We start from the raw sequence: 14,036 nt of genomic DNA, 5'->3' as shown, positions 1-14,036 counted from the left end.
TCCCTCTACTCATTAGGAAATCCAGCCGCTGTCCAGTTCTTCCCGGCTGTCATAAATGCATAGTTCGTATTGTTCTTTGATTAGCCCGATCTGATTTGCTTGCAAAATGGTATGAATCTTTTCTACTCGATCGTAAAACTGTTTCGGGCTTTCATATTCTCGGACGGTGATAAATCTCACTTTTCCATTCGCATTCAAAGAGTTTCTCGAAATATGTCCGCCATGACCCTCACATAAATTTCGTAACGCCGCGACATCATCGACCTGTACTTTGCCATGCCATTCGAAGTAAGGCTTCGAGTTTTTTAGGATGGGCTGGTAAAAGTACGTTTCTTCTTTTGGTGAAATCTCTACTTTTTTTCGGACGATGGTAAAACCGTTGTTATGAAACGTAGCTGCAATCTTTTCCATCTCTTTATTCGCTTCCTGAAAATCTGCTCGCTTGATTACTCCTGTTATCATCGGTTGATTGATGTAATTTCCCTGATCCAAAACGATCATGACCGGTTTCACTTGTTGCGATTGGCAAAGATCGATAAAAGCTTCCTTTTCAACAAGTTGGAGATCGTTGAAGGTAACATGAAACTCAAATTCCATTGCTTCACTCCCTGACTTTCTTGTATGGCACATTCAATTCAATTCAATTCATTTCCTTTTCTTCCTGTATCGACATAACTTTTCTATTTCTTCACCGTTTCGTTTAAATAAAAAAGTAGAGGTACGTTGAAAATCATTTCTCAACATATCTCTACTTTGTATGAGTGCTAGTTGCTAACCATTTAGCTTGGTGGTTGCTGAAAAGTCCAGAGAGTGTACTTTTATGGACCAATGCCCCAAGATTTCATCGAGTCTTAAAGCGTAAGTCCTAAGCTTTGAGCCTAAAGAGCTTTGATACGTAAGTTTTGAAAGCTGAGCTCTCATCTTTGAGCTTTCATCCTCATATTCGCCAAATAATTATAGGATGGCCTAGTTAACCCACTAGGCAAGGGACTCTCGTTTATCAGCTATTCAAATGATTAGCAAATTACACTGTTAATCCACAAGATGGATTTTGGTAATCGTATTGGATTCGCTTAAAATAAAATCGACTTCACACTCAAACTCGTCAATTTCTTTACTAAGCGTATCCATTTTCTCTTTCAATTTCAATGGATCTACGAGCTTCGCTTCATTTTGCTCTTTAAACGGTTTGGAGATCGCCTCCATTTCTGTATCCTTCACCTTGGAGTCTTTGCCAAAGTTCGCTTCGAGCAGCTTTTCTAATCGCAGCTGTACTTCTTCATTTTTCTCTTCAACCTGCGTGACAGCGTGGTTGTAATCTCTTCTCATTTTCTCCAGCAGTGATTTCTCATATTGAATGGAGGTTTTTCGCTCGATTGCTTCGGCTACTGTCATTCTCTTGCCGCTGATCGTTACCATTGTCTTCGCGTTGGATTCGACGATTAGCGACTTAATTTTTTGTCTTCTTTTTATTAGATCAATGGTGGATTGGTAGTTTCGCTCTGTTGTTTCCACATACAGCTCTGTTGAAGTATAGCCAGATACTGGCTTCGGTCCAATAGCCGAAGATATGAAAGTCGTTTCATTGATTCCTTTTTGGATTCTTTTATCGAGTAATTTTAATTCTGACAGACCTCTTGTGATAGACATTTCCATCGTGTCGTTCCTCCTCGTGGAGTTTTGATAGGAGAATTGTAATGTATCTTTTGGGTACATTTGGTAGTTTACTATACAACTTTTTGAAAATACCTGTCAAATTTCTTGGGAGATTGGCTTGAAAATAAGATCATCGAATTGTTCCAGCGACAGTTTTTCCTTTAGTTGCTGCATTTTCAAACGATCCAATTCTTTTAAAAGATACTCTTTAGATTTGTGAAATACCGAACCTATTCTCATGCAAAAAGGCTCATTCTCCCTCATCATTCAAGTTGGAATAAGCCTTTCGCATTTTATTAACAGTATCAAAGCTGTAAATATAGTCGATACAGCATTCGGGCAGCTTCCCCGCGAGTAACAGCCTCGCCGGCCCTAATCTGTTTATCAGCAGGGACATCGATCAAGCGCTGCTTCACAGCCAAAGCCATCGTTGGTCTCGCCCAATCGGAAATCGTGTGTTGGTCTGTGAATTGACTCAAGTAGTCCTCCGTATTCGAAGGGTAGTAATAATTTTTCTTTTCATGTAATGATCTTGCACCAATCGCAGCCATTTCTTCCCGGGATATGGTATGATCCGGCCTAAATGTGCCGTCGGGATAACCTTTGACGATATCCTTTTTTTCGGATGAAGCGATAAATGGAACATGCCATTGCGGCGGATTCACGTCTGAAAAGCTCTCCGTCGCCGTTTCGTCCAAAGCGTAAAAAGCTCTTACAAGCATAGCTGTGAACTCTGCACGGGTAAGCGGTGAATCGGGCTCAAAGTTGCCATCTTCTTTCCCAGTTACGATTCCTTTCGATCCCAGAAACTGTACGGCTTGCTGTAACTCAGGATCCTTATTGTCAAGATCAGGGAACGATTTTGTGTTATCGTCCACGAAATAGGTTCCGGAACGGTTTATTTCAGCTTCCATGCCGTTATTGTACGGATTGAACTTTCCTCCGATAGGCTGCGTTACTTTCCCATTCGTATAGAATACGCTCGTATATGTCGCGTCTGCCTGATTTGCAGGCAGAATGAGCCTGATGTTGCTTGATACGTTCGAAAGCTCCTGCCCTTGCTCATCTAAAAATTGTACGCGATATCCGCCGTTATTGTTTTCGACCAAGCGAATAACGATAACCGGGAGCGAATGGAACAGGCGATTTACGGTCGCAAGGTCAAACGTCAGTTTCGCATCCCCCGTATGAACGGTAAGATAGTCGACATCCTTACGATTCGTGAAGCTATCCTTATACAGTTTGACTGTAAAACCTTTTTGTTCAGGCAGAGACGCTACTATTTCCCCATTTACGACTAACTCTCTAGCAAGGGCAATGTTGTTATCCGATAGCGTCTGCTCCACGGCAATCTTAGCCTTTCGCGCATTGTCAGCTACGCGGTCAATCAACTCAGGCGTGATGACGAGTTGGCCGTCAACAAGCTCCGGCTTTTCGCTACTTGCGGCTGTAATCACTAGCTCTCCTGCTTGGGTCAGTCCCTCCACAATAAACGGACGCTGTCTGTCAGCGACAGGAACCGACTGGACGGCAGTGTAATACGTCTCGGACAGCCTATTACTGTCGACGACGTACAACAAAAAGTAAGCAGTCACGTCCGGAGAACCAACTCTGCTTGCAGTTGCCCTCACAATGGTCTGCCCGGGTTTGTTCGCTTTTACGACCTGTGTACCATTCACATTCGCTAAGGTTCCTATGCTCGGATCGTCAATGGTGTACGTCATTTTTGTCCCGGGAAGCAAATTATTTACCGCAATGAACTGTTTGTCGCCAGGTTGCAGCACCGTGACATACGGATAGAGACTCATTTCCTGCGTAGTTCGTATCACAGCCTGGGCAGTTGTTCCAGAGCGATTGCCCGTTGGTTTGTCTGCTGTCCCAGGGCGTTCTGCTGCTGGTTTGTCTGCTTTCTCTGAACGATTACGCGCTACTATTTCATCCATGAAAACAACTAGCTTCGGCAAGGCAATCGAATCTGCCCAAGCCCACAAAGCCTGATCCTTTTTTAATACATAGTAATACCTAACTTGTGGGGAATAGTCATTTTGGTATATAGAAGCGATGTCCGTAAACTCTGGGAAAACTTTATCGTTGTTGTCCACTGACCAAAGCTGATCGTCTTCTCGGAAGGCATACGTTTTATCGATATTCCGATCTCTCATGGAGTCAAATTGCACGATCGTTCGTGCGTCTTTTGCTGCATGTAAATACAAGGGATATTTCTTCGTGTCAGCAGTTGACCAAGACAAGACTGTGCCATCTTTCATATAGGCATAGCTGGTAGAAATGCCCGGCTCTATCTTGACGATATCAGCAAACCCGTTCATCTGCTCTGGACTTGTGTTTTTCGAGCGGTTATTCGGCAGATACGAATTTGCCTTCCATCTCCAAACCGTACCGTCCTTTTTCGAAGCGAATACGATGCCGTTAGCCATTTTTATGGATACGACATCATCTAGCAGCTTTGTTCGAACTAGAACGGGTGAGACACCCTTCATGGTACCTATCTCACTTCCCAAACTCCACACGGAACCGTCTGATTTTAATACGAACAATACCTTATAGGCATTGTTATAATACGCGACTAGTGACGTTACATTTTTTAAATCTTTGATTTGCTTCGGAGCACTAGCCGTACTCGTTTCAAGAGTGGTGACGGGGTCGGCGTCCCAATACCACACCGTTCCGTCTTGTTTTAGGGCCGCGTAGTTAACAATATAGTTTCCCCGGGCCGACTTCCTTTTGACTGTCATCTCCTTCACATTCTGCAAGCCCGGAATTTGCATCTTCTTGGCTTTATAGAATGGATCTGAAGAACTAAGAGGATGTCCATAGATGTACCAAGTCCATACGGTTCCATCTTTTTTCGACAGTAGCACATTATCGTTAAGGATGTGGTAATCCTCCCCGATACGTGTATATTGCTGTTCGTAATCAACTCTTGTGTCATTCCCATTGGCTTGAACCGTATTAAATTGGGCCGTCAGGATTAACACAAGGCTTAACAATGCTGCCATCCATCGTTTCATAGTTGTCCTCCACCAAATATCTCCCCGATAATCTCTTTGCTCTGTCTCCCAATTACCATATTTTGCACTAAACTTCATAGTAACAGAACAAGAAATATTTACAATAAACCTACTATTTTTAGCAGAATGCATTGGCCCTCCATCTATTAGGACAGGAAAAAGCAAAAAAGCCAGGACCTACCTCCCTGGCTACACATATCACACAAGTCCTTCCATTTTCCCTTTTTGTACCGCGTCATCCCGATTCCGCACGCCGAGCTTGTCATACAGAGCAGACGCATAGTTACGCACGGTCCCGTCTGACAAATACAGCTTGGAAGCGATTGTTTTATAACGCATGCCTTGGGCGAGCATCTGCAAAATCTCCTGCTCCCGCTTCGTTAAACCATAAGCATTCTCGTCTTTTTCGCTTTGTTTCGGCGCAACCAGCAAATCTTCCTGTCCGTTTACTGGCTGTCCATCCAGCATTTTATGAAATAGGTCCTGTGCAATCATCGTACCACCGCGATGGACGAGGCGAATTGTTTCCGCTAGCTCGCGTGATTCAATCGATTTTAAGAGATAGCCGTCTGCACCACTACGCATGATTTCCTTGGCTTTTTCCGTATCCTGAAACGTAGACAGGACAAGAATACGAATACCGGGCCATTTTTCCTTTATTCGTTTTGTCGCAGTAATCCCGTCCATATTCGGCATCTCCAAGTCCATCAGCACCAGGTCTGGTTCCAGCTCCTCGCACAGCTCCACAGCCTGCGCCCCATCCTCGGCTAACCCGACTACCCGCAGGTCCCGCTGTCCCTCGAGTATCGAGCGCAAGCTTTCCCGAATAAACGAGTGATCATCTACGATAACCAAACGAATGATTTCATCGGCGCTCTCGACCATCCTCGGCACCAAACAAGTAACGAGCGTTCCTTCTCCTCGCTCTGAGAAAACGGATACTCTTCCTTGCAAATGAGCCGCCCTCTCTTTCATCGTCGTGATCCCGAAGCCATCCTCCCAATTTTCTACCCCGTGACCGTTATCCTGTACTTCCAGCCTCGTCTGTTGCTGCTCAAAATGCAAGGAAACGACGATGTCCGTAGCGTGCCCGTGACGTACGGCATTCGTCAATGATTCCTGCAAGCAGCGAAACAAGGTCATTTTCACCTGCTTACCTACAGGATACTCTTCTCCAATCGCACGAAATCGCACATTCACTTTTGCATGTGTCTGAAACTCCTCCGCAAGCTGCCTCAGTGAATGACCCAAGGGAAGCGTCTCTTGCGGTGACCCCATCTGATGCAAGTACCCTCTCACTTCCTTCATGCCTTTTCGCGCAAGCTGCAAGAGGGATTCGAGCTTTTGCACCCCTTCCTGCGACGCTATATCCTGACGTAAGGTTTCCATCCCCATGATGATCGAGACATAGGAATGCCCCATCGTATCATGCAGGTCCTTGGAAAGCCGATCCCGCTCCTCCAGCAGAGTTACTCTCTCGATTTGGGTGAGGTATTGCTCCAGCACACTGTTTTGCTTGCGAATAATTTCATTTTGTCGATGATTGACAATGAGCAAATGAAAGGCAAACCCCATCACATAAGCAAGTCCGACTTGCGGAAAAATCACGAAAGCATCAATTTCCCGCGAAAAAAGCACAAGCAGCAGTGGAAGGATCACAATCGTAATGGGAGCCGCCCAGCGATACGATTTCTCCGCACTATTAGCGGCAATCAAAAAAGCAGGCATCAAAAAAGTAAGGTACGCCTCCGGAAACATAGACGTGAGATAAATCGATAATCCGCCAAACAAGAGCATTTCTGCAATCAGGTAGTAACGATAGTTCAGCAGTAAACAAATCCATGGAACGGAAAAAACCATGATTTCCCACAAAATAACAATCCATAAGGGCAGAGTAAGAGAATCTCCCAATTGTATAGTCGTAACGGTTAGTGAAAAGCAACTGAGCAGACGTAAAAAAAGCATCACCCAGTCATACCATGCCCACTGTTTTACGATATCTAACAAACCATCATCTCCTAATTGCTTTGAACATCAAGCGGGTGTACCCACCAATTAATTGTACCAGTCCGTTCCCAATCTTGGAGCACCCGATCATGAGTATGAATCCCAAACCCATAATTTGCAATGCCATCAGCTCTGAATCCACCGGGAAGCCGAAAAAAGTTAACTCCAAATAAGGATAGAACAACGGTACGAACGCAAAACACACGGGTGCAATGTAGATGAGCACTCCGACCACCAGGCAGATACAGCCTATGAAAAATTTTTGCATCAGCCAATAAACCGATATCCAGTTTCTCACATCCATTAATTCCGCCTTTGCCTGCTTCCATTGATTTCCCTCTGCTCTTTGTCTTGTTTCCAAGGGTTCTATCGAAATATCGGTATAAATCTTCGTCTGAATACGTTCATGCTGGACAAAGATTTGGGTTGTACGCAACACATTGGTGAGCAATGGAATTCCCACTACGGTAAATGACAAGCCCAGGCCAAGCACGATACTGACCATGTAAAAACACAAATAAAATACCCCCGAGACAAATGTAAACAGCAAAAAGATAACATTTTGAACGTTACGCATGATCGCTCTTTTCATCTAAGCTAATCTCTCCTATCTATACCTTTTCCGACACGATGATGACGGTCTGCCCTTACCGTAATCCGCGGCGCGTCACATGAGCCAGTGCCAAAATGTCATATGACAGGCTACGTCATGTCATTTCATCAAAAGAATTTTGCAAGTCGGAAAGTGATGACAGGAAGTAACTACCGAGTATGACGCGAGCTTTGCCATACTGTGCTCAAGCGCTCACTCTCAGAGTCGGTGCGTCAAACCGTGTTGCCAACACAAAAAGGAGAATCGCACATGAAAAAAGTGATACAAAAAATGAGTCTCGTCGTTTTTCTTCTCTCCACAACCTTGATTTCCGCATGCACACAGTCGCTCGGTGCTGTTGAATCCACGCAGACTGCTTCCATTGCTGCCCAAGGACCCGTGGATGCCAAAGAAATAGAAGCGTTTGCCGATCCACTGTTTGCAAAAAAAATGAAAGAATATAATGTGGCTGGTTCCAGCTTTGTTGTCGTCCGTGATGGCAAAGTCATCGTGAACAAAGGCTACGGCTTTGCTGACAAGGAAAAGAAAATCCCTGTTGATAAAGACACGGTGTTCCAAATTGGCTCTGTAACGAAAACCTTTACTGCTTTGGCTGCCATGCAGCAAGTCGATGCGGGTAAAATTGACCTGCATCGCAATATAGAGGAATATCTCGGTGGGCTAAAAATTCCGAATCAGACAGGAAAACCAGTCACCATGTACGACTTGCTCACCTACACACCCGGCTTCGCATTCCCTGACGGCACTACCTTTACCGGTCCACAATACATCGGTAAGGACATCTCTATGGATGAATTCTTTCCAAAGCACATGCCGGTCATCATCCGACCACCTGGCGAGACCTATACGTATGATAATACAGGATTCTTGCTCGCTGGCTACGCCGTGGAAAAAGCAAGTGGAATCCCCTTTGCCCAGTATATGGATGAAAAGGTGTTCAAGCCTCTCGGAATGACCTCGACCAGTGTACGTTTGAAGCCTGAGCTCATGAAGAGAATGGCTGCCAATTACTATGATAATGGCGAGCTACGTCCGCTAGAAGGACACGCTCCAACTGATGGTCCGCAGGGAAGCATTATATCAACCGCAGAAGACATGGCAAAGTACATGATCATGCAGCTGCAAAACGGAAAATTTGACGGCAAGGAAATCGTCAGCCAGAAAAGCTTGGATTTGATGCATACTCACCAGGTTTTCGCGGATGACATCCCGATCACAACCGTAGGCTTTGAAAACTATTTTCCAGAGTATACAAATGGTCAGCACGTTGTTTTGAAGGGCGGAAACATGCCAGGCCATTCTTCCCTGATGGTATTGATCCCGGAATATAAAACCGGCTTTTTCATGTCCTACAACAATGATTCAATGGTTAGCGCTGATATTTACAAAGAATTCATGGATCATTATTTCCCAGAAACAGAAAAAAAAGCTGAGCCTGTTTACATGACCTTGAGTGAAGCGGATGCGCAAAAATATTTCGGGCTGTATCAAAATACGCGTTTCTATTGGACACGCACTTCAATTGCTTACGAGAACGGCTCACTCATTTTAGAAAATCCAGCAACTGGAAAACAAAAGCTGCGAATGATTCGCCCATTGCTATTTGTAGATGAGGTAGGCGAAAAAGTCACGTTCAAGGAAGACAAAAACGGTAACATCAAATCCTTCTATTATACAACGGCAAAAGGCGTTCACCTTGTTGCCGAATCACAAAAAATGGAAATGGAAAAGACCTACTCAGACGTCCCTAACACTAGCAGCTATAAGACCCATATCAACAACCTCAGCGCCCTTTCCATTATGGGAGCGAAATCAGGAAATAAATTTGATCCTACAGGAACCATGACACAAGGCGAATTTACTGACGCCCTGATCAAAGCAGCAGGCGCTTACGTAATGGCCGGGATGGAAGACGTGCATAGACAGCAATTGGCCGCGGGCATCCCTAATTTGAACTCATCGGCACCAATCACAAGACAAGTCGCTGCTGCCATGATCCAAAATTTAAAGCAGCTTGAACCAGTGGCAACCAGCAAAGTGACGCTGCAAGACACAGCCGACGCATGGGCAAAAGATGCGATCACTGCTCTTGTTTCACAAGGCATCGTCGATCCTGACACGAAGGTAAACGCAGATGGCTCATTCAATTTCCGCTCAAAAGATTTACTGAAGCGTCAAGAAGCCAGTGCCTTGCTTGACTTAGCATTTGGTTACTATTCATTGCCGATTAAACGATAAGCATCCTTTTCCTCTTTTTGGGATAAAGTAGGGACTTGTTGTATACCCTACTCCTTTGAGGGAGGTGACTGGTCGTGGAAAATAGCGATAAACACAGGGGACAAGCTGAGCAAAAAGATTCAAGTGACTTGAATGAGAAGGAAATCGAGCTTCAGCATCAATTTCAAATGTTCCCTACTCCGGATGAAAAACGCGCTTCAAAAGTGATTACGGAGCTGAAAGATTAATAACTACTCTCCCCCCACTTTAAGGCTGTCGAGAAACTCGGCAGTCTTTTTTCATGAAAAACAAAAGGAAAAGGACTGTCCGTTCCGAGTATGGCGAGGTGGACATTCAAGCCCCTCGTGATCGTGAGGGAGAATCTAAAGCCTACAAATACCGTGGTCTCTTTCGTATGCGAATACACGCCATCCTTACAGCTTTCGTCATAAACGCAAAACGGATGGTAAAGCTCATAAAAAAAATGCAGCCCGCCTCCCAAAGGAGTTGGTCTGCATTTTTTTATCAAAGCTACATTTTAGAAAAGAATTGTTAGAGAAGACTCTAGCTTCAACCAAAGCACTACTATATGTAGTGCTCTATATTAGGGCCTTTTGACTAATAATTATTATAGACGTGACGGATCAAGATGTACTGAAGTATGACCGCTCACTTTTATATATCTTTCTTGCATCCCTAACAGTCTACCCCCATATTTAGGATGACCATCATATGCACCAACCCAAACCCTATACTCGCCAGCTGGCGCATCTTTAAGACTATAATAATCAAGACCTCGTCCAAATACATACTCCGGTATAATGTGGTGATCTTTGTTCACCTCTCTCATGGACACCTGGTAATACGTAGCTACTGGGTGTTGGGTCCATGAAATGTACACGTTATACGACTGTTGCTGAACACTCGCAGCCGTTGGTGCTTTAGCCGTTGATACACGATCTCCCTGAGAAGCAAATGCAGCACCAGTTCCCAATGATAGTACCATAGCTGCCGAAAGAACAGAAAAAGCAAAACGTTTCAACATCAGAACAACCTCCTCAAATTTTGTAATACTCATTCCGTGATATCAGATCAACCTGTAAGGCATCCAGCTATGCTTTTCACCTCCTTCAGTACCTTCAACCTCTTCTGATTATTATTGTAATCCATATTTTTCCATTTTTCACCGAAAACGCTATTTCGGAATCCCGTATTTCTTTTGCGCTCCCCGCAATCATTCTTCCAAAATAGAAAAAGAGCGCTCGACTTTTCACAAGTACAAACGCTCTTCTCTCCAAACGACTACCTAACTACCAGCTCTGTTCAGGGATGATCCCCCTTTTGATCGCTTCGCTAATCGCCTCTGCCCGCGATCGTACCTGCAACTTTCCAAAGATGCGCGTCAACTGGTACTCCACGTTCCGTTGGCTCATCAGCAAGATCTCCGACAGTTCTTTGTTGCTTCGCCCTTTTGCAATTTCGAGCAGGATTTGCTGCTCCCGCTCGTTTATGGACACCTCTTCCAGTTGATCCTCTCTTGTACATAGCCGTACACTATTTCGTCTTAATTGCTTGAACAAAGGAATCGGAATAACGGTTTCATTGCGCACTGTGCATCGGATGGCTTCGATCATCTGCTCTCTTGTGGCCGTTTTGCTGACAAAACCGGAGACACCCGCCTCTACTAGTTTGTTAAAGTACGGCTCAATTTCAAAGCCTGTGTAGATGATGATGAGCGGATTGGGTTTGATGCTCATGATGCGCTTGGTCAGCTCCAAGCCGTTGATTACGGGCATGTGCAAATCAAACAGCATCACATCAAAGTCAATGATTTTGACCAGCTCCAATGCCTCCATCCCGGAAGACACCGCGCTTACTGCAAAATCTCGCTCCTCCTCAAACATGACTTTTGTTCCTTCCCGAACGGAGGGATGATCATCGACCAACAACAGCTTCATCATGGATAAATCTCCTTTCCATCCAATAAAAGTGTATCGGCAATCCTATCTACGGGCAGTGTGACATGAACATCAAAACCTTTTCCCACATCGGTTTGAAAAAGGATACTCCCCCGTAAACAGCGCACCCGCTCTTGAATCCCCACGATGCCCATGTGAGAAAAGGTTGATCGTAGCTCAGTTTCAGCCATGCCTTGTCCGTTATCGGAATAGTGCAGGATCAGGTGTTCGTTGTTGCAATCCAACGTGATGTGGACGCTGGATGCACAGGCGTGTTTAGCAGCATTTCGCAACAATTCCTGTACAATCCGATACAGACTGATCGAGATTTCCGGATCGAGATCAGAAGGAATCTCACCTTTCGCAAACGTGATCGTAAAATTCTCTTGTTGCTGGGTGTAAGAAATCAAGCCCTCCAGCACTTCTACAATGCCCATCTCCTGCAAAAATGGCGGGCGTAACTCGTTGCAAACTTGACGGATTTGATAGATGACATCCAAGAGTCCTTCTCGAATATGTGTTAGCTCACTGGCGACCGCTTCTGGTGTATTCGTGTCTGTAATCAGCTTATCCAGTCTTCGGTACCAAACAATTTGCTCCTGTAACGCAGAATCGTGCAGATCGCTTGCCAGTCGGCGCCTTTCCTTCTCGGACATGCGAAAAAACAAGCGAAGGAGCCACGGTGACACCCCTTTTTGCTTTTGCAGTGATTCCTCCAGCTCGTCTGACAGCTTCTCAATCAAAAAAAGATTTTCATAAACAAGACCTACATATCTGATCATTGTTTTTAACCATATGATTTCGTCGATATTGAATTGTGTCTGGTTGGGCTTGTTTTGCAACCAGACAAATGCCAAATTCTGATTCCGCTCCCCCATATGGATAAACACACCGCTCTCATCGGTAACGATGTCCCCAATCTTCATGACGCTATTTTTTTGAAGAACCTGAATAATATTCTCCGTCGACGGAGCTGGATAGCCTTCCAGCCAATGTACCTTCCTCTGGTTCGGTTCAATCTCTGCGATGGAAACGGCTTTTACTTGCAACGTGTCACGTATTTCGGCAAGCAAGCGTTCATCCAGTTCTACCACCTTCATCACTCTCATGATCTCTCGTGAAAAACGATCCAGGCTTGACTGGAAATTGAGTTTTTCTCGAAACAAAATGTGCCTTAGTTCATAGTCCAGTGTCTCTTTCGCAAAAAAAAGCAGAGTAATAATCAGATAAGTCGCCAGTGAAAGCTGAAGCCAGCTCACCATTCCATTAGGAGAATAGCCGATCACATACATGCAAATCAGCAAGATCAACACCGACGGCAACAGTGACAGCAGGAGATAATACTTTAATCGGTTCAACAAAAAATCAATATCAAGAAGCTGTTTCGCTGTCACCAAATAATAAAAAGAGACAGGCAAGTAAAACAGAAACGAGACCGCTACCTCCGTCTGGATCAATTCAAAACCAAAGAGCGTTTTCGGCAAGGTCACCAGCCCTACATAAGGGAAATAGGATACACATATCCCGGTGAGCATAACCTTCATGATCGCTTCTTTTCGTGTTCGTCGGTAATGGAAATATTGCAATAAAATAACAATGAGATTAATCAAGAATACAATGGAGTAAAAGGTCAGCTTGACTACATACACCGTCAGGAAGTATTCCTTGATCTTTGCAAATGAAACGAAGCCTTCCGCAACATAGAGGAGCGTGCTTGTGAAGTATACGAGAGTCAATAGGATGCGCCCTCTCGTGTGGAGGAGGTCAAAATAGCTGAGAAGAAAATGCAGTAATAAAACGAGGCAGAACAAAACACCCAGCGTATTTCCAAGCCGAATGATCATGTCCCCCAAGCCAGCGGTAGCGCCCGATACATAGCCACACCCGGTCGCCAGAAAAAACAGAATTAACGTGATCGAAGGAACATTTTTTGCCTCTGTCTTCTGGAGCAAAAATATAGAAAAGAGAAGCAGCATGACAAAAATAATGCCTGGCAGAATCACACAGTACACCAGATACGAAATGCTGTGCTCATTTTGTACATGATGCACAATCCGCTTCCCGTCTTTTATGACTTCCAGTATATCTGCCGTACCAATCTTCCCAAACCGTGAAACGGAGATGTCCTCATCGGGAGAATGACCATCTATTTTTATAATCCTATCGCCTGTAGCTATGTCATTCTCCTCTGCCCACTGACTTGCATTGTACTCCGATACGACGTTGTCTGAAACGATCCAAGCCCCGTCAGGCATTTTCTCTACATATATGTTCACGAGCGTTTTGGTAAAGGCTAAATAACTCGCATAGCTTGCAAATAAGCCTGCCAGTACAAAAAGGACGATAAAAAGCCATTGCTTCTTACATAATTGCATTCGGCTGGATCTCCTTTACCACGATCATTTTGAATGAATCTACTTTTGTGAAACATAACATAAATTACCTTATTTTACCAATTTCTCCCCATAAGGTCTACTTTCCTTCGGCTGCACATAAAAACAGGTCAATCATGGTGGTATCTGACCATAATCGACCTGTTCAATTCATGGGTTATGT

General features: G+C 44.5%; 10 protein-coding genes. 2 read left to right on the top strand and 8 right to left on the bottom strand.

Annotated elements, in window-relative coordinates; genetic code table 11:
• Nucleotides 1–12 precede the first annotated feature (12 nt).
• From BBR47_RS06855 to BBR47_RS06835, 5 genes are all read right to left on the bottom strand, one after another.
• Entirely contained in the window at nt 13–597 is a 585-nt protein-coding gene (locus tag BBR47_RS06855) for a hypothetical protein (protein WP_012685025.1), read from the bottom strand.
• Nucleotides 598–1,032: 435 nt separating this feature from the next.
• Nucleotides 1,033–1,656: a hypothetical protein gene (locus BBR47_RS06850; RefSeq protein ID WP_012685024.1), complete on the bottom strand. Its 624-nt coding sequence runs from the start codon at nt 1,654–1,656 to the stop codon at nt 1,033–1,035.
• Nucleotides 1,657–1,961: 305 nt separating this feature from the next.
• Nucleotides 1,962–4,685, bottom strand: coding sequence for an S-layer homology domain-containing protein (locus BBR47_RS06845; RefSeq protein WP_231850567.1), 2,724 nt, complete (start codon nt 4,683–4,685; stop codon nt 1,962–1,964).
• Nucleotides 4,686–4,883: 198 nt separating this feature from the next.
• Nucleotides 4,884–6,692 (bottom strand): helix-turn-helix transcriptional regulator, encoded by a 1,809-nt coding sequence (locus BBR47_RS06840; RefSeq protein WP_012685021.1) that lies wholly within the window; start codon nt 6,690–6,692, stop codon nt 4,884–4,886.
• A gap of 4 nt (nt 6,693–6,696) precedes the next feature.
• Nucleotides 6,697–7,284: a sensor domain-containing protein gene (locus BBR47_RS06835; protein WP_012685020.1), complete on the bottom strand. Its 588-nt coding sequence runs from the start codon at nt 7,282–7,284 to the stop codon at nt 6,697–6,699.
• Between the two features lie 270 nt (nt 7,285–7,554).
• Here BBR47_RS06835 and BBR47_RS06830 point away from each other — a divergent pair, with 270 nt between their 5' ends.
• Together BBR47_RS06830 and BBR47_RS31185 are read left to right on the top strand one after the other, a co-directional pair.
• Entirely contained in the window at nt 7,555–9,543 is a 1,989-nt protein-coding gene (locus BBR47_RS06830; RefSeq protein ID WP_012685019.1) for a serine hydrolase, read from the top strand.
• A 74-nt stretch (nt 9,544–9,617) separates the two neighbouring features.
• Complete coding sequence (locus BBR47_RS31185; RefSeq protein WP_007726025.1) at nt 9,618–9,770, top strand: hypothetical protein; 153 nt, start codon at nt 9,618–9,620, stop codon at nt 9,768–9,770.
• A 380-nt stretch (nt 9,771–10,150) separates the two neighbouring features.
• On the opposite strand, the gene BBR47_RS06820 is transcribed toward BBR47_RS31185, so the two are convergent.
• From BBR47_RS06820 to BBR47_RS06810, 3 genes are all read right to left on the bottom strand, one after another.
• On the bottom strand, nt 10,151–10,567 hold the full coding sequence (locus tag BBR47_RS06820; RefSeq protein WP_041749288.1) for a hypothetical protein: 417 nt from the start codon (nt 10,565–10,567) through the stop codon (nt 10,151–10,153).
• 265 nt (nt 10,568–10,832) lie between these two features.
• Nucleotides 10,833–11,483, bottom strand: coding sequence for a response regulator transcription factor (locus BBR47_RS06815; protein WP_012685018.1), 651 nt, complete (start codon nt 11,481–11,483; stop codon nt 10,833–10,835).
• The gene (locus tag BBR47_RS06810; RefSeq protein WP_012685017.1) at nt 11,480–13,855 is read right to left on the bottom strand and encodes a sensor histidine kinase; all 2,376 of its coding nucleotides are present in this window, start codon (nt 13,853–13,855) and stop codon (nt 11,480–11,482) included. The genes BBR47_RS06815 and BBR47_RS06810 overlap by 4 nt, the downstream gene beginning before the upstream one ends.
• Between the last annotated feature and the right edge of the window lie 181 nt (nt 13,856–14,036).

Source organism: Brevibacillus brevis NBRC 100599 (genome assembly GCF_000010165.1).
Lineage (GTDB): Bacteria > Bacillota > Bacilli > Brevibacillales > Brevibacillaceae > Brevibacillus > Brevibacillus brevis_D.
Note: the sequence above shows the minus strand (reverse complement) of the source record. Positions and strands in the feature narration are given on the sequence as shown.